At 55.6% G+C, this 16,987-nt stretch carries 14 protein-coding genes; 3 read left to right on the forward strand and 11 right to left on the reverse strand.

The window, feature by feature from the left end; genetic code table 11:
• Nucleotides 1-568, forward strand: a 568-nt coding sequence (locus tag Q0Z93_RS02990; RefSeq protein WP_298062412.1) for a citrate/2-methylcitrate synthase, incomplete at its 5' end; no start/stop codon positions are given.
• Nucleotides 569-678: 110 nt separating this feature from the next.
• On the opposite strand, the gene Q0Z93_RS02995 is transcribed toward Q0Z93_RS02990, so the two are convergent.
• From Q0Z93_RS02995 to Q0Z93_RS03015, 5 genes are all read right to left on the reverse strand, one after another.
• Nucleotides 679-1,644, reverse strand: coding sequence for a phosphoribosylaminoimidazolesuccinocarboxamide synthase (locus Q0Z93_RS02995; protein ID WP_298062414.1), 966 nt, complete (start codon nucleotides 1,642-1,644; stop codon nucleotides 679-681).
• Nucleotides 1,645-1,707: 63 nt separating this feature from the next.
• Nucleotides 1,708-2,706 carry a PhoH family protein gene (locus Q0Z93_RS03000; RefSeq protein ID WP_298062416.1) on the reverse strand — a complete coding sequence of 333 codons (999 nt, stop codon included), beginning with the start codon at nucleotides 2,704-2,706 and terminating at the stop codon, nucleotides 1,708-1,710.
• A 25-nt stretch (nucleotides 2,707-2,731) separates the two neighbouring features.
• The gene (locus tag Q0Z93_RS03005) at nucleotides 2,732-3,376 is read right to left on the reverse strand and encodes a porin family protein (protein WP_298062418.1); all 645 of its coding nucleotides are present in this window, start codon (nucleotides 3,374-3,376) and stop codon (nucleotides 2,732-2,734) included.
• Between the two features lie 50 nt (nucleotides 3,377-3,426).
• Nucleotides 3,427-4,872, reverse strand: a complete 1,446-nt coding sequence (gene cls, locus Q0Z93_RS03010; protein WP_298062420.1) for a cardiolipin synthase — start codon at nucleotides 4,870-4,872, stop codon at nucleotides 3,427-3,429.
• 58 nt (nucleotides 4,873-4,930) lie between these two features.
• On the reverse strand, nucleotides 4,931-5,629 hold the full coding sequence (locus tag Q0Z93_RS03015) for a response regulator transcription factor (protein WP_298062422.1): 699 nt from the start codon (nucleotides 5,627-5,629) through the stop codon (nucleotides 4,931-4,933).
• Nucleotides 5,630-5,777: 148 nt separating this feature from the next.
• On the opposite strand from Q0Z93_RS03015, the gene Q0Z93_RS03020 reads away from it, so the two are divergent.
• Both Q0Z93_RS03020 and Q0Z93_RS03025 read left to right on the forward strand, forming a co-directional pair.
• On the forward strand, nucleotides 5,778-6,080 hold the full coding sequence (locus Q0Z93_RS03020) for a hypothetical protein (RefSeq protein WP_298062424.1): 303 nt from the start codon (nucleotides 5,778-5,780) through the stop codon (nucleotides 6,078-6,080).
• On the forward strand, nucleotides 6,077-7,723 hold the full coding sequence (locus tag Q0Z93_RS03025; RefSeq protein WP_298062426.1) for an AarF/UbiB family protein: 1,647 nt from the start codon (nucleotides 6,077-6,079) through the stop codon (nucleotides 7,721-7,723). Before Q0Z93_RS03020 ends, Q0Z93_RS03025 begins: the two co-directional genes overlap by 4 nt.
• A gap of 6 nt (nucleotides 7,724-7,729) precedes the next feature.
• On the opposite strand, the gene Q0Z93_RS03030 is transcribed toward Q0Z93_RS03025, so the two are convergent.
• From Q0Z93_RS03030 to Q0Z93_RS03055, 6 genes are all read right to left on the reverse strand, one after another.
• Complete coding sequence (locus tag Q0Z93_RS03030) at nucleotides 7,730-8,584, reverse strand: UbiA-like polyprenyltransferase (RefSeq protein WP_298062428.1); 855 nt, start codon at nucleotides 8,582-8,584, stop codon at nucleotides 7,730-7,732.
• Between the two features lie 7 nt (nucleotides 8,585-8,591).
• Nucleotides 8,592-9,110, reverse strand: coding sequence for a shikimate kinase (locus Q0Z93_RS03035; RefSeq protein WP_298062430.1), 519 nt, complete (start codon nucleotides 9,108-9,110; stop codon nucleotides 8,592-8,594).
• Between the two features lie 15 nt (nucleotides 9,111-9,125).
• Complete coding sequence (locus Q0Z93_RS03040) at nucleotides 9,126-11,789, reverse strand: DNA gyrase/topoisomerase IV subunit A (RefSeq protein ID WP_298062432.1); 2,664 nt, start codon at nucleotides 11,787-11,789, stop codon at nucleotides 9,126-9,128.
• A 25-nt stretch (nucleotides 11,790-11,814) separates the two neighbouring features.
• Nucleotides 11,815-13,725, reverse strand: a complete 1,911-nt coding sequence (locus Q0Z93_RS03045) for a DNA topoisomerase IV subunit B (protein WP_298062434.1) — start codon at nucleotides 13,723-13,725, stop codon at nucleotides 11,815-11,817.
• A 14-nt stretch (nucleotides 13,726-13,739) separates the two neighbouring features.
• Complete coding sequence (locus tag Q0Z93_RS03050; RefSeq protein WP_298062436.1) at nucleotides 13,740-14,486, reverse strand: lysophospholipid acyltransferase family protein; 747 nt, start codon at nucleotides 14,484-14,486, stop codon at nucleotides 13,740-13,742.
• Nucleotides 14,487-14,794: 308 nt separating this feature from the next.
• Nucleotides 14,795-16,879 carry a glycoside hydrolase family 2 TIM barrel-domain containing protein gene (locus tag Q0Z93_RS03055; RefSeq protein ID WP_298062438.1) on the reverse strand — a complete coding sequence of 695 codons (2,085 nt, stop codon included), beginning with the start codon at nucleotides 16,877-16,879 and terminating at the stop codon, nucleotides 14,795-14,797.
• Between the last annotated feature and the right edge of the window lie 108 nt (nucleotides 16,880-16,987).

Consider the following 16,987-nt stretch of genomic DNA (forward strand, 5'->3'; position numbering starts at 1 on the left):
CCTTTCAGCCATCGGGTCGCTGAAAGGGCCGTTGCACGGGGGGGCGAACCTTCAGGTAATCGATATGTTCGCTCATCTTCGGGAGGCGATCTCGGACTGGACGGACGAGGCGGAGGTCAAGGCTTATCTAATGCGGATGCTGCGCAAGGAGGTGTACGATAAAAAAGGACTGATCTACGGGATCGGCCATGCGGTGTACACGATTTCAGATCCGCGTGCGCTGCTGCTCAAGGAGATGGCGAGGTCGCTGGCACAGGAAAAGGGGCGCGAACGGGAGTTCGACTTCTTGGAACTGATCGAACGGCTCGGTGTCGAGAGCTTCATGGAGTTCAAGGGAAATTCGGTCAATAAACGGGTCTGCGCCAATGTGGACTTCTACTCGGGGTTCGTGTACGACATGATCGGACTGCCGAGAGAGGTTTACACGCCGCTGTTCGCCATGTCGCGCATTGCGGGATGGGTGGCGCACCGGATCGAGGAGCTCAATTTCGACAGCCGGCGGATCATCCGGCCGGCATACAAGAATGTGGCTTCTGTCATGGAATATACGCCGCTCGACAAACGGTAATCGGGGGTTGTTTACGCCGCCGGCATGCAAAAAGGCTCTCCATCGGTTCGATGGAGAGCCTTTTGCATCGCGCGAATGCCCCGACGCCGATTATGTGCAAGGCATATGATTTACTTCAACCTTGCCAGCATGTTTTCGACGTTGTGCAGAATGCGTTCCTGAATCGCCGCTTCGGTATCCGCCGCCGCACCGCGGTCGAACTTCTCGCCGGTGATCTGTTCATAAAGCTCGATATACCGTTCACTGACACTCTCCACGAACGCATCGGTCAGCTCCGGCATCACATCCCCTTTACGCCCCTGGAAACCGTGCTCCATCAGCCACTCGCGCACGAACTCCTTCGACAATTGCCGCTGCTGTTCGCCCCGGTCGAAGCGTTCCTGGTACCCTTCCGCATAAAAATACCGCGAGCTGTCCGGCGTGTGCACCTCGTCAATGAGGTAAATCTCCCCGTCTTTCTTCCCGAATTCGTATTTCGTATCCACGAGGATCAGCCCGTGCTTAGCCGCAATCTCCGTCCCCCGCTCGAACAGCTGCATGGCATACCGTTCCAGCACCGCATAATCCGCCGCCGAAACCAATCCCCGCGCAATAATCTCCTCTTTCGAGATATTCTCGTCGTGCAGCCCCAGCTCCGCTTTCGTGGTCGGCGTAATGATCGGCCGGTCGAACTTCTGGTGTTCGCGCATCCCCTCCGGCAGCGGCACCCCGCAGATCGACCTCGCCCCCGCCTTGTATTCCCGCCACGAGCTCCCCGTCAGGTAGCCCCGCACGATCATTTCCACCGGAAACGGCTCGCATTTATGCCCCACCGTCACCATCGGGTCCGGCGAAGCGATTTTCCAGTTCGGGCAAATATCCGCCGTGGCATCCAGTGCCTTGGCCGCAATCTGATTCAGCACCTGTCCTTTGAACGGTATCCCTTTGGGCAATACCACGTCGAAAGCCGAAATCCGGTCGGTCACCACCATCACTAAATATTTGTCGTCGATGTTATAGACATCGCGCACCTTGCCTTCGTACAGCGAGCGCTGCCCGTCGAACCGCATATCGGTCTTTACCAATGCTTTGGCCATGATTTTGAAACGATTTTAGGTATGTTGTGTGTATGTGTGTTTAAAATCGAGTGTTTGTGTGTGTTAAAGTATCGGGTGTTTGTCGAACGCCTGCACGATCTGTTTGACCAACTCGTGCCGCACAATATCCCGCCGGTCGAACTCGACGACGCCGACTCCTTTGATATTCCGCAGCATCCCGATCGCCGGCAGCAGGCCCGAGTCCTGCCGGTTCGGCAGATCGACCTGCGTCGCATCCCCCGTCACGATGAACTTGGCGTTGCGCCCCATCCGGGTGAGGAACATCTTGATCTGCGACAAAATCGTGTTCTGCGCTTCGTCCAGAATCACGCAAGCATTATCGAGTGTCCGCCCCCGCATAAAAGCCAGCGGCGCGATCTGCACGATCCCTTCCGCCATATAATCCTGCAATTTCTTCGGCGGAATCATATCGTTCAGCGCATCGTACAGCGGTTGCAGATACGGATCGAGTTTTTCTTTCATATCCCCCGGCAGAAACCCCAGTTTTTCGCCCGACTCGACCGCCGGCCGGGTCAATATCACGCGCTTTACCTCCTTATTCTTGAGGGCACGCACCGCCAGTGCGATCGCGGTATAGGTCTTCCCGCTCCCCGCCGGCCCGACGGCAAACAGCAAGTCGTTCTTGCCGTAAAGCTCGACTAATTTCCGCTGGTTCTCTGTCCTTGCCCGCACGATCGTCCCGTTGTTTCCGAAGACGATCACATCTTCCGCCACAGAGCCCTCTCCGCTGCCGTTCACGCCGGAGCCATTCCCTCCCGCCGCCGCGGAAACGGAACGGCTATGAACCGGAGTGTCGAAAATCTGATCCAACACCTCCGGCGATATATGGCCGTAACGGTTGTAATAGCCGACCAATTGCCCGAACCGATCCTCGAAACGGATAATCTGTTCTTCCGATCCTATGAGCTTCATCGTTCCTCCCCGGGCTACGATTTTCAATTCGGGGAATTTCCCTGTCAGGTGGTTGAAATTGACATGGGCCGGCCCGTAAAAGTCCGCCGGATCGACGATGCCGCCGAGGTCGATGATTTTTTCGCTCATAGTTTATATTTTCAATAAATAGATATTATTTGATAATCATATAGCCTATCGAAATAGCCACCTTCCGGTCATCGACTTTCAGGTTCGGGGCATACTGTTCCGTCGTCCCCTGGTCCGTGATATGGGTAAAGTTTCCGCAGAACCGCGCATCGATGGTCAGCCGCCCCAAATCGACCCCCACACCGGCCTGATAGCCCATCACGAAGTTCTGAAGCCTGGGCGCCACTTTCGCCTCTTTCATCCCGGCATTCATCACCTCGTCCATCGGAAAGCGGAACGACGGCCCCAGCATCAATCGCACGATCGAGAATTTCCACCCCACCAGAACCGGCACTTCGATCCAGTTGGAACGCACTTTCAGTTCGTCGCCGTACTGCCCTCCCCCACCGTTGGTCTCGTCGATCGGGAATGTCCCGCTGGTACGGCTGTACACGATCTCCGGCTGCAGCAAAAAACCTGCCGGCAATCGCAACCGGGCCTGAAAACCGAGCTCGAACCCCGGTTTGGTACTGCTCTCGTCATAACGTTCTCGGTTGTCCGAAAAGGTATATTTCAGATCCGAGCTATTGATCAACAGCCCCCCTTTCACGCCGAACTGGAAAAGAGACTGGGCCTGGACAGCGGAAAATCCGCACAATACGATTGATAATATGAGTAGAATCCGTTTCATCCGATTTTGTTTTTGTCTGTGTAAAGTGCAAATATAGTTCCAATTTCCGGTTACAGCAACGGACTGAACAGGCGCGCCACCGACTCTTTGAACATATCCGTCCGCGAACGCGCGGCCCATCTTTTCCGGGTCAGTTTGGTACAGTCTGCCAGGTCTTGCAGGAAACGCTGCTCGATCCGGCCGGTTATTCCGCGGTCGTAGATCATCGCCGTCACCTCGAAATTGTCCTCGAAACTCCGGTTGTCCATATTGGCCGTACCGATCGAACTGAAATGGCTGTCGATCGTCATGACCTTGCTGTGGTTGAACCCCGTGTTGTAGAAGTACACCTTGATCCGCGCCTCCAAAAGCTCCGCGACGTAGGAACGGGAGGCCCAGTAAACGATCTTGCTGTCCGAGCGCGAAGGAAGCATGATCCGCACGTCGATCCCACTCAGCGAAGCCACCTTCAAAGCCGTCAGAAGCGACTCTCCCGGCATGAAATAAGGGGTCGAGATATAGATATGATCCGTCGCTTTGTTGATCGCCGCAAAGTAGGCCTGCATAATTGTCGCCCAGTCCGAGTCCGGCCCGGAGGTCACGATCTGCACGGCCGTATCGCCGAAATACTCGTCCCGCAAAGCCAAATATTTCTCCTTGTCCCGCAGCTGAATCCCCGTGGCGAAATACCAGTCGGTCAGAAACGTGAGCTGCAGCATATGCACCGCCGTCCCTTCGATCTTCAGATGCGTGTCGCGCCACGGCCCGTGCTTGGTGCCGTGCAGGTAGCGGTCGGCCACATTCAGCCCCCCCGTAAACCCCACCTTGCCGTCGATCACGACGATCTTCCGGTGATTCCGATAATTGATCTTGCTGGTAAGCCACGGAAAAACCACCGGCATGAAACAATGCACCTGCACCCCTGCCTCCCGCAGCGACTTGATAAAGCTGCGCTTGAGGTTCCAGCTGCCCACATCATCGTAGATAAAACGAACCTCCACCCCCGCCGACGCCTTCTCTTTCAGAATCTCCGCGATCTGCCCCCCCAGCATGTCGTTCTCGAAAATGTAGTATTCCAAATGGATAAAAAATTCCGCCTGTTTGAGCGCATTGATCAAGGAGGAGAACGTCTGCCGGCCATCGTTCAGTACCTCCAGCCGGTTATTGGTGGTCAGCAGCGATTTGTTATTGTTGAGCAGCAAGGTGATGATCTGGCGATTGGAGGTCACTTCCGGATTCGAGAAACTGTCGATCTCGCGCAACTGCTTGTAGCTGAGGTGCTCGAACTGTTTGAGGTCTTTGATCTCCTTGCGATTGAATATCTTCTGCTTGCGGTAATCCTGTCCGAAAAAAATAAAGAGCCCGATGCCGATAAACGGCAGCAGAACGACGACCGCTATCCACGATAAAGCCCGGATCGGGTCGCGCCGTTCGTGCAATACAGTGAAGACCGTGGCGCTCACCACCAGGAAATAAAATCCTAACAGGGAATATATGACGATACTCCATAGGTCCATAACGCTAAATTAGCGATTTTTCCGTCCGGGTATCCTCTTGGACAAAAGAAATGTCGCTTCAGGCTTCGTGCACGTCGCGGTATTTGTACCCCACTCCCTTCACCGTGACGATATAGTCGGCACCTATCTTTTCGCGCAATTTGCGGATATGCACATCGATCGTCCGCTCCCCCACCACCACATCGTCACCCCACACCGCCGCGAATATCTCCTCGCGCAGGAACACTTTCTGAGGTTTAGAATAAAGCAATGCCAGCAATTCAAACATCTTGCGCGGCAGGACGATCTCCTCGCCGTTTTTGACCACCAGATACCGTTCCCGGTCGATAATCAGCGAACGGTCGTCCGCAGCGGGCACCGGTTCGGAGACGGCGGCCGCCCCGTTATCGACCCGTTTGAGCAGCGCCCGGATACGGCTGACCAGCACATTCGGGCGCACCGGTTTGGCGATATAATCGTCGGCCCCGGCATCGAATCCGGCCACTTGGGAATAATCCTCGGAACGCGCCGTAAGGAAAGCGATCACGGCATCCGCCGTCTGAGGCATCTTCCGCAGCTGCCGGCAAGTCTCCATGCCGTCCATACGGGGCATCATCACGTCCAGCAGCACCAAATGAGGCGACACCTCGGCCGCCGTCTTCAAAGCCTCCATACCGTCGGCGGCCGTATAGACGTCGTATCCCTCCTTTTTCAGGTTATAGCGGATAAATTCCAGTATATCCGCTTCGTCGTCCACAATCAGAATCCGGTAGTTCACAGTTTTGTCCGATATTTGCATAACGTTTGAAAATATTTTTGCCGGACTGTCCCGGCGGCTTTCGATGCGCAGAGGTTTACCCTTGCAAGTTTAACGCATAATTATCGAAATACATGTAAGTTTGTGGAATCTTAACGGAAAGTTAACTATGAACAGTACGATGAACCTGCTGTTGCGCGCGGCGATCGCCGCTGCCGCCAGCGACCGCGAAGAATTCGTGGATAAAGTCGGCTCGATGATCGAGAATAAAACGGGCACTTCGCCCGAAACTGCCGAAAAGATCGCCGGAAACATCGACCAGCTGGTCGAAATGCTGGATCAGCAGCTTTTCATCCGGCAGCTCACCGGAAAAAGCAATGCCGCCACAGCTGCATTGGAAGAAAAAATAGACCGGCTCGCGACGGCGATCGACAAACTGAACGAAAACCTTGAAAAAATCGCGGGGAAATGAGACTGGCCAACATATACGTAGGTTACTTAAAGGTCAATCGGGCACTCGAGATAGCCGGGATCGTCATCCGCCAGGGTTTCGACGAACTGATCGCGCGCACGTGGCTGGGGCGGCGCATCCGTAAACGCCGGATCCGGCAGGACAAACCGGTCTATACGACGGAAGAACGGCTGCGGCTGACGATCGAAGACCTGGGGCCGACTTACATTAAATTCGGCCAGATCCTGGCCGACCGGCCGGACGTGGTGTCGGAACGGTTCCGCAGCGAGTTGAAAAAACTGCAATCCAGGGCTCTCCCTTTCGACGATCAGCTGGCCGTCAACTTAGTCGAGGACGAATTGGGCGTTCCGATCGGAAAAGTATTCGCCACTTTCGACCGAACGTGCATGGCTTCGGCCTCCATCGGGCAGGTCTACAGCGCCACTTTGCTCGACGGATCGCCTGTCGTGGTCAAGATCCGGCGGCCCAAAATCGAACAGAAGATCAAACTCGACCTGTACCTGATGCGTTTCCTGGCGGCTAAATTGGCCAAAAGCTACCCGGAAATGGCGGCGATCAATATCGTGGGGGTGGTGGACGAGTTCGGCGAGAGCATCCTGCGCGAACTGGACTATAACAATGAAGCGGCCAATATCCTGCGGTTCCAGCAAATGTTCGCAAACGAACCGACGGTTTACATTCCCAAAGTCTATCTGAACTACACGACCCGCCGGCTCTTGGTCATGGAGCGGATCACGGGAATCACGCCCGACGACCCGACTGTGCTGAAAGCCAACGGGCTCGACACGCAACAGATCGCGCTCAACGGGGCCAATGCCTTGCTGACGATGGTGCTTCGGCACGGCTTCTTCCATGCCGATCCCCACGCGGGCAACATCTTCATCATGCCCGACAATAAGATCGCGTTCATCGATTTCGGAATGGTGGGGGTATTGACGCCGAAGGACATGAATTTCTTAGCCAACATCTCCATGGGTTTTGTCCGGCGCGACCCGGCCATGATCGCCGACTCGTTGATCACCCTGTGCAACGTGCGCTTTTTCAAAAAACGCGACGAACTCATCTTCAACCTGCAGCAAATGACGGCTCAATACAGCCACGTGCCGATCGACAAATTGGATTATGCGGCCATGGTTCAGCAATGTATCAATCTGATCGCCAAATATTCGCTTCAGATACCCAACGGCATCTTCATGTTAGTCAAGTCGTTGGCAACTATTCAGAAAGTAGCCGAGAAACTCGATCCCGACATTCCTTTCACGCCGCTCATCACGCCCTATGCCAAGGAGGTGATCATGAATCGCTTCGCCCCCCGGAAACTGGCGGGAGAACTGTATCAGGCGTTGAAAAATTATGCGAATTTAGCCGTGAACCTGCCGAATGACATCAGCGAGATACTGTACAAACTCAAACAGGGCGAGATAAGACACAACATCCGTTTCGAGAACAGCGAAATGCTCCAGAAAGCGGTGCGGAATGTGGGGTTCCGGATGGCTTACGCCATTATCCTGGTGGGACTTTTCATCGGCTCGGTGCTGCTCATCAACACCCGCTCCGACCTCGCTTATGCCAAATTCCTGCTCTGGGCGTCTTCTATTTTGATTTTCGTGTTGATTTTCAAATGGATGTTCCGACGGAAATAAAGTATATCATCGAACGACCAGTCCGAGGATAACGAACACGGCATAGGCGATACTCGCCAGTCCGTTCGTCAGGCCGAACATAGCCCCGATTCGAGAGAGGTCGCCCGGCCGGACGATCCAGTGCTGGTAAAGCAGCAATCCGAGGAATACCGCCGCACCGATCCAGTACAGCACCCCGTTCCCCAATTGCATCCCTACGACGGCGACCATCGCTGCGGTAACGACATGCAACAGTACACTGACCCGCAATGCTCCCCGCACCCCCAACGCCGCCGGCACCGAATGGAGATGCTCCGACCGGTCGAAACCGGTGTCCTGCAAAGCGTAAATAATGTCGAACCCCGACACCCACGTCAGCACCAGCACCGAGATCCAAACCAAGGTCGGCGCTAAAGTTCCCGTCACGGCGATATAAGCCGCGCTCGGCGCAATGGCCAGCCCTACGCCCAACACCAAATGGCACAGCGCCGTAAACCGTTTGGTATAACTGTAGCCGAGCACCACCAACAGCACGACCGGCGACAAAACGAACGTCAGCCGATTGAAGGTCGCCGCCACGACGATAAATGCCGCCGCGTTTAAGACCACGAACCACATCCCCGCCCTGACACTGATTTTTCCGGCCGGAATCTCCCGCCCTGCCGTCCGCGGATTTCGTGCATCGAAACGCCGGTCGACGACCCGGTTGAACCCCATCGCCGCATTCCGGGCGAATACCATGCAGGCCAGTACGCCGACCAGCGTCCACGGATCAAACCCCGCCGCCTTCACCCCCAGCGTATAACCGATCAACGCGAATGGCAGCGCGAAAGCCGTGTGCGCGAATTTGACCAATGCAAAATAATCCTTTATCCGAGCCATCGAGCTATTAATAACGGGACAGATAAGGCCCCAGAATATCGATCAGTTTAGTGACATCCCGCGACGGATCGGCCACCACCACACGGGCCCGCCCGTAATATTCCTCCCGCAAAGAGAGGGTATCGCTGATGTATTGCAGCAACTCTTCTGCCGACTTTCCCGCCACCAGCGGACGGCAAACCTTTGCCGATGCCAACCTGCCGGCCAGCGTCGCCGGACTGAGCTTGAGGTAAACCGTCACCCCATTGGCATTCATCAACGCCATATTGTCATGAAAACACGGCGTCCCGCCTCCCGTCGAAACCACCGCATCGCCCCCGGAAGCGATAACCGACCCCAAATAAGTCCGTTCCAATGTCCGGAAATGATCCTCGCCGTGAGCGGCAAAAATCTCCGCAATCGTCATCCCCTCCCGCTCCTCGATCAATTGGTCGAGGTCGATAAAATCATACCCCAACCGCCTCGCCAACGGCCGCCCCAGGGTGGTCTTCCCACTCCCCATGAATCCGATCAAGAATATCAGCATCTCGATAAATTCTAACTAAAACAGTTCCAGTTGATTTTCCGTCCCGACCGGAACCGACTCTTCACCTTCTTCGTTCTCCACCTCCCCCACAGCCGCAGGCGCAGCACCGCTCTCCGCCACCTCCGCATCCTTGCGCAGCGGTTCGAGCCAGATCACCTCGTCCAGCGTCAAGTTCGAGAGCCGTTTCCCCTTCGCCCGATGGCTTTTCACCCCGATAAATTCGTCCGCATCCACCACCTCCGGCGACCGCCCGTTGTACTTCCCGCCGTATTGCAATTGCAGAACCGGATAACGGTCGTCGTTCATCGTCACGAACTCGTTTTCCGGCTCCACGAACCGCTGCGGCCGCTGGTCGCACTGCTCCGCCTGGAACCGTTTAATATAGTGCAATCCCTGCTCCCGATCGAGGTAGACCACCGTATAAATCTTCTCCGGATCGTATTTTTCGATAAAGAGCAGATTTTCAGGAAAATGCTGCCCCAGATCGAAACCGGAAGTATAGTACTGCGCATCTTTCGTAAAGACCACCACCCGATCGTCCCCCGAAAATTCGCCGAGCAATTCGCCCCTCTCCTCCGTATTGAGCCGGTTGATGTCGTGGTCGAACCAGACATTCTGCCCCCCTAACGTGGAAGCCCCCCGCTCTTTCATCACAATCTTGTGAATGGCATACCGTGAAAACAGATTCCCCTGCGACTGCCGTCCCTTGATCACTAAATCGCCGAAATTGAGGTCCGTAATCAGTTTTTTGAGCCGCGGCCGCGGCTTGAAGTAGATTTTGAGCGTCTCCGCCTCGCCGTTCGGATTGACGCTCATGTAGAGCACTTCGCTCCCCGCCGTCCCTTTCGTAATATCGTACTCCCGGTCGCGCGTGATCCCTTTGATCGCACACCTTTTCATCATGATCGCCCCTTTCAGTCCATCCCGATAGAGTACGTTGTAGATCGTCCGTTCGTCGTTCCGCTTGAAAACCCCGATGTAGAGGATATTCTTACTGAAAAACGCCTTCTCGGAGACCTTCGTAATCGTGTATTTCCCCTGTTTGTTGAAGATAATGACATCATCGATATCCGAGCAGTCGCACACGAACTCCTCTTTCTTCATCCCGGCCCCGATCCCGTAGAATCCCTCGGCCCGGTCGACATACAGCTTGGCATTGGCCACCACCACTTTCGCCGCTTCGATCGTGTCGAAACTCCGAAGCTCGGTCTTCCGCTCCCGCCCCTTGCCGTATTTCTTCAGAATATTCTGATAATAAGCGATCGTATAGTCCGTTAGCGTCGTCAAGTGATGTTCCACTTCAGCAATCTCGGTCTCGATGTTCCGAATCTGCTCGTCCGCCCGGAACGCATCGTAGCGCGAGATCCGCTTGATCTTGATCTCGGTCAGTTTGACAATATCGTCGCGCGTCACCTCCCGCCTGAGCATCGCCTTGAACGGTGTCAGTTCCCGGTCGATCGTCTCTAACACCGACTCCCATGTCGTACACTCCTCGATCGAGTTGTAAATCCGGTTTTCGATAAAAATCCGCTCCAGCGACGACAGGTGCCACTCTTCGTTCAACTCTCCGAGCCGTATCTCGAGCTCCCGTTTCAACAGTCCTTTGGTATTTTCCACCGACCGCCGCAGCATGTCGCTCACCCCGATGAACAACGGTTTCTTGTCTTCGATCACACAAGCGTTCGGCGAAATCGACACCTCGCAGTCGGTAAACGCATACAGCGCGTCGATCGTCTTGTCCGGCGAAACATCTCCCGACAGGTGCACCACGATCTCGACATTCGCCGCCGTATTGTCGTCCACCCGCTTGATCTTGATCTTCCCTTTCTCATTGGCCTTGAGGATCGAGTCGATCACCGCCGAGGTACTCTTCCCGTACGGTATCTCACTGATTACCAATGTCCGTTTGTCCTGTTTCGTAATCCGCGCCCGCACCTTGACGATCCCGCCCCGCATCCCGTCGTTATACTTCGAGCAGTCGATCAAACCGCCTGTCGGAAAATCCGGATAGAGCGTAAACGATTCCCCCCGCAAGTAGGCGATCGATGCCTCCAAAAGTTCGATGAAGTTGTGCGGCAGTATCTTGGAAGCCAGCCCCACGGCAATCCCTTCGACCCCCTGTGCCAAGAGCAGCGGGAATTTCACCGGCAGCGTCACCGGCTCCTGATTCCGTCCGTCGTACGAGAGCATCCACTCCGTGGTCTTCGGATTGAAGACCACGTCCAACGCCAGTTTCGACAACCGCGCCTCGATATACCGCGGCGCCGCCGCGCTGTCCCCGGTCAGGATATTCCCCCAGTTCCCCTGCGTGTCGATCAACAGGTCTTTCTGCCCCAGCTGCACCAGCGCGTCTCCGATCGAAGCGTCTCCATGCGGGTGGAACTGCATGGTGAATCCGATGATATTGGCTACCTTGTTGTACCGTCCGTCATCCATGCGTTTCATGGAGTGCAAAATCCGCCGCTGCACCGGCTTGAGACCGTCGTCCAAGTGCGGCACGGCCCGTTCCAAGATCACATAGGAAGCATAATCCAGAAACCAGTCCTTGTACATCCCCGTCAAACGGTGCGCCACCGCCTCGTCGGTCAGCCGGGCATATTTGCCGCGTTGCTCCTCCGTAACCGTTTCCACCGCTTCGCCCCCTGCGTCCATCTTCTCGTTCTCGTCTACCGTACTCATTTATATCCTTTCGTATTCGTTCGTGTTAAATGGCTTCGGCTTCCGCCTCATCTACGACCCCCGCCAGCACCTGAGCGTTTTCCAACTCTTCGATCAAATCCTCTTCGATCTTCAGGTTGTCGATAATGAAGTCCTGCCGCTCCTGGGTATTTTTCCCCATGTAGAACTCCAGCAAGTCCGCAATCGGGTCCCCTTTGGTCAGCCGCACCTTTTCGAGCCGTATCCCCTCACCGATAAATCCCCGGAACTCATCCGGCGAAATCTCCCCTAACCCCTTGAACCGCGTGATCTCCGGATTCGTCCCCAACTGCGCGATCGCCTGCTGCCGCTCGGTCTCGGTATAGCAATACCGCGTCTCCTTCTTGTTCCGCACCCGGAAAAGCGGCGTCTGCAAGATGTAGAGGTGTCCGCTCCGAATAATGTCCGGGAAAAACTGCAAAAAGAAGGTAATCAACAAAAGCCGGATGTGCATCCCGTCCACGTCGGCATCCGTTGCGATAATCACTTTGTTGTACCGCAGGTTGTCCATATCCTCCTCGATGTTCAGCGCCGCCTGCAGGAGGTTGAACTCTTCGTTCTCATAAACGATCTTCTTGGTGAGCCCATACGTATTCAACGGTTTTCCCCTGAGACTGAACACCGCCTGGGTATTGACATCCCGGCTCTTGGTAATCGACCCGCTGGCCGAGTCCCCCTCGGTGATGAAAATCGCGCTCTCTTCCGCCCGCTCGTCCTTGTCACCCAGGTGGATCCGGCAGTCCCGCAGTTTCTTGTTGTGCAGCGACACTTTCTTGGCGAACTCCCGCGCCTTTTTCTGTATCCCGCTGATCGCTTTCCGTTCTTTCTCCGCCTCCTGAATTTTTTTCAGCAGTATATCCGCCGTTTCCGGATTCTTATGCAAGTAGTTGTCCAACTGTTCCTTGAGGAAATCGATCACGAAGTTCCGCACGGTCGGCCCCTCCGGCCCCATCTCTTTCGATCCGAGTTTGGTTTTGGTCTGCGACTCGAAGACCGGCTCTTCGACCTTGATGCTGACCGCCGCGATAATCGATGTCCGCACGTCCGAGGCGTCAAAATCCTTTTTGTAGAACTCTCGCACGGTCTTTACCACCGCCTCCCGAAACGCCGCCTGATGCGTCCCCCCCTGCGTGGTGTGCTGCCCGTTCACGAACGAGTAGTAACTTTCGTTATACCCCGTCCCGTGCGTCATGGCCACCTCGATGTCATCTCCTTTGAGGTGGATCGGCGCATAGAGGAAATCCCCTCCCACACTCTCCGTCAAGAGGTCCAACAGTCCGTTTTTCGACACATACGGCACCCCGTTGAAACGAATCACCAGCCCGGCATTCAGGTAGGTATAATTCCGCAGCATTGTTTCGATATACTCATAGTTATACCGATAAGCTCCGAACACCGCCGTATCCGCCACAAACTGCACCCGTGTCCCGTTCTTTTCGCCGGTCGAGTCGGTATGCTCGCCGATTTTGGAACCGCATGAAAATTCGATGGTTCTCGCCTCGCCGTCCCGCGTACTGGTAATCACGAAACTCGACGACAAGGCGTTCACCGCCTTAATCCCCACCCCGTTCAGCCCGACGGATTTTTTGAATGCCTTCGAGTCGTATTTCGCCCCAGTGTTCATCTTCGAGGCGACCTCCTCCAATTTTCCGAGCGGAATCCCGCGCCCGTAGTCGCGAATGGTCACTGTCGTCTCCTCGACATTGATCTCGATCTGTTTGCCGAACCCCATCATGTACTCGTCCAACGAGTTGTCGAGCACTTCCTTGATCAAAATATAAATCCCATCGTCGGGCTGCGACCCGTCGCCGAGTTTCCCGATGTACATCCCCGGCCTCCGGCGGATGTGCTCTTTCCAGTCTAAGGTCTGGATATGCTCCTCCGAATAGTCGGCTGCTGCCGCTTGTGCTGCTGTCATCTCGTATTTTTCTCCTACTGTTTGTCTTTGTAATGCCGCGGGGCGATCATCTGATGCGTATCGCGCATCCAGGTATTGAGTGTGTCCCGAAGTTCTTTCGGGGAAGTTCTTGAAATTTCATCCGCCCCGACCGCCGGCAGTATCCGCACCCGGAAAACATGCGGCGCGACAATCCGCCCCTCCGCAAAAGCGTCGAACGTCCCGTCGATCACCACCGGCAATATATCCGCTCCGCTCTGCTGCGCCAACACCATCGCCCCCTCTTTGAACGTATTCACACACCCGGTCTTCGTCCGCGTCCCCTCGGGAAACATCACGATGCTCACCCCGCGTTTCAGGTAATCTTCACATTGGGCGAGCATAATTTTCGCCGCCGTCGAAGCCCCCCGTTCGATCGCCACATCGCCGTGCATCCACAAAACCCATCCAAATACCGGTATTTTGTATACTTCCTTTTTGGAAACCCATTTGAAATTGAAAGGCAGTACATATAAAAGCGGTATGTCGAGCATCGCCTGATGGTTCGAGACCACTACATACGACCGCCCCGGCCTCACATGTTCCGCCCCCTCGACCTGCACGCTCCACCACGGACAGAGCCGGAAAAGAGTCTTCGACCAAAACCGCGATACGTGGTGGCACACCGCCCGATCCCGGTCGAACAGCACGGTCAGCACCCATACCGTCGCAAACACCCCGAAGATCGCCACGGTAAACAAGGCCAAAAGGGTCAAATAGTAGATCGTTTTCAAACGATTCATGTCCTTTTATTTTTTGTCCGCTTTGTGAACCGTATGAAACTGTTCTTTTGGTTCAAAAAGCCCCCCAAAAAAACTTAGGAAATGCTTGCGCATTTCATGAGCTGCCGTAGTCAAGAGCCTTGAGAACTTATTTTGTTTGTTCCGGAGAAGGGTAATTCACCCCCTCCGGAACAAACAAACTTGGTGCAGAGCACTGCACAACGAACGGTCATGCGATACGTAAGTATCGTCCAAAGTTCTTTGGGTCCCTTTCTTTCAAGAAAGGGACGGTTCCGGCTCAAAAATCGGATCAATAAATTAACAAGTGGTCAGAACTCCGCCCGCGCGATATTTTCCACCTCAATCACTAACTTCCGATCCCGACCGAGCCCCCCGATCCCCGGAATCTGCACCTCCGTCGCCTCGCCCGGCGCTGCCGAGACATTCACGATCCCCTCGCGCACCAACTTGTCGCCCACCGTCAAACGATAGGAGACCGTAAACCGTTCCAAATCAGTGAACTGCAACCGGTTCTCGAACCGATAAATCCCTCGTGCCGCATCGACCTGCGTGATCGCCACGTTCGCAAACAAGCGCCGCACCGCCTCGTTTCCCGCCACCGACGCCAGATCGACCTTTCCACCCTCCGCCGGCCGACGCTTGTAATCGTCCGACAAGATGAATTTCCCGCCTGGCACAGCCGCCGCCAAAGACATATCGTTCCACCGCTCCAAGAACGCCCCCTGCAAGCCCGGCGTCGTCCACCAGACCGAATCGAACGCCGCCCGCGACGGCACGAACGGCCTCCCCGACCCATTGACCGCCGACTTCGGATAGTCCGGACAGTATACATCCGTGTTCCACTCCAGCCCCGCCCCGTTGTAGACCACCGGCCGCGTCCGCTCCTTCCCCTTGAGCATCAGATACCCCTGATACATATTATATCCGTTCCCCGACCGATCCCCCAGCGACCACATCACCACCGACGGATGATTCTTGTTCCGCTCGTACATCGCGTCGATCCGCGCTAAGAAAGCCTCCCGCCACGCCGGATCGTTCGAGATATTCCCGCCTTTGTTCCGGCTCGTGCCCAGCCCCCACGTATTGATGTCCGCCACATCGCAGACATAGAATCCCAGCTCGTCGCAAAGCCGGTAAAAACTGTACGGCAGCGGATAGCCGTCCGTCCGGATGGCATTCACCCCCGCCCGTTTCATCTCCTCGAGCATCTGCCGCATCCGGGCCGTATCCACGACGTTCCCCGTCCGTACATCGTGTTCCGCCAGATTGACCCCCTTGAAAATCACCGGATTGCCATTGACCAAAAACCGCTCGCCCCGGGCTTCGACCGTCCGGAACCCCACCCGGCACGCCACGTACTCCGTGAACCGCCCCTCGCGCTTGATCCGATACAATATGGTGTACAGATTCGGCTGCTCCGCCGTCCACTTCGCCACGTTCGGAATCGAAGCCGTAAAGCGAACCGTGTCCTCGAGCCGCATTCCGACCTCCACATCCCGAAAATCGCTGTTCACCAACTTGCCCTGCGGATCGTACAGGTCGTAGTAAACCGTCACCGAAAACGGATTGAGCAACTGCGTCTTGAGCAGCATCGCCGTCTCCAGCAAGCCGTTGGTATAGCTCGGATCCAAAGTCGTCTGCACCAGGAAATCCCGCATCCGGATCTTCGGCTGCGCAAAAAGGTACAAATCCCGATTGACCCCCGACAACCGCCATGCCTCCCAGTCTTCCAAGTAGCTCGCCTCAGTCCACTGCGGCACGACGATCGCCACCCAGTTCCGCCCCTCGCCCACGTATTTCGTCACGTCGAACTCGACCGGGTTTTTCGAATCCCGCCGGCTGAACCCCACCTCCTTGCCATTGACATAGACCCGAGCGCCCGCTTTCACCGCCCCGATATGCAGGAAATGGGCCTTGTCGAACAGGTCGAACGGCACGGTAAATTTCCGCACATACACCGCCACCGGTGCCGTCCCCGGCAAAACCGGAGGCCGCACCTGCCGCCGGTTTTCCGCAAAGTCATACGCCCGTGAAGCGAACACCGCACTCCCCTGCCCTCCATGTCCCTCCAGCTCCCACGCCCCCGGCAGGGTCACCTTGTCCCAACCGTCGATCATCCGCTCCCACTCGCCCGCCTCGCCGACCAACTGCCGCGGCACGGCGGCTTCCGAAGCGAAAAACCGACAACTCCACTCCCCGTTCAACCCGATATAGTATTGCGAGCTGTCGAAATCGTTCCGGAAAGCATCCTTCTGACTCCGATAGCTCACGAACACCGAACGCGGCAACTCCTGCCCCGCAGAAATCGCATACGGAGCGGCATATTTTTTCGGCCCGGCCTGCACACCGGAGATCGCGCCGAACAAAACGACGGCAACAAAAAATCGTTTCATAAGAAAGCGTTTTTCCAAACGACAAATATAACGTTTTTTCGGGATATACCCCTACCGTCCGAGCCGCATGGCCGCTTGCAACAAAGAGGAAAAGCATTTCTAAAAAAA

It is taken from the genome of uncultured Rikenella sp. (assembly GCF_947628055.1).
GTDB lineage: Bacteria > Bacteroidota > Bacteroidia > Bacteroidales > Rikenellaceae > Rikenella.